The sequence below is a fragment of the uncultured Jannaschia sp. genome, assembly GCF_947494025.1.
GTDB lineage: Bacteria > Pseudomonadota > Alphaproteobacteria > Rhodobacterales > Rhodobacteraceae > Jannaschia.
Genome location: NZ_CANLTQ010000147.1, coordinates 1 through 466 on the forward strand (window position 1 = coordinate 1; position 466 = coordinate 466).

Consider the following 466-nt stretch of genomic DNA (forward strand, 5'->3'; position numbering starts at 1 on the left):
GACGCTGCCTCGGCTGACACCCAGCACCTTCGCCTGGCGGCTGACGCTGAGCCTTGCCGTAGGATCGATCATCTTTTTGCGCTCGCCAGCAGACCTGCCTTGCCGAGCGCGCTGGACAAAAAATCCTTCTCCAGCGTCAGCTCTCCGATCTTCGCATGCAGCGTCTTCACGTCGATCGCCGGTTCCACTTTGGCCTTCGGGGCTTCGCCAAAAACTCCGGTCGCGCCTTCCAAAAGCAGATCGCGCCATTGCTTGATCTGGTTCGGATGGACGTCGAAATCCTGTGCCAGTTCGATCAGGGTCTTCTCGCCCTTGATCGCAGCCACCGCCACCTTCGCCTTGAAGGACGGGCTGTGGTTCCTGCGCGGTCGTCTTGTCATGGTCTTCTCCTCGCTCGCGACAATCATGCCGCCGTGGCGCGGAAAATCCACTTATCCCGGCTGTTCAGTTTTCCCGAACCACCTCT

At 59.9% G+C, this 466-nt stretch carries 1 pseudogene; it reads right to left on the minus strand.

The features are described 5' to 3' along the window. Positions 1-380, minus strand: a pseudogene (locus Q1B08_RS21710) (transposase); the annotation flags it as partial. Positions 381-466: the final 86 nt, after the last annotated feature.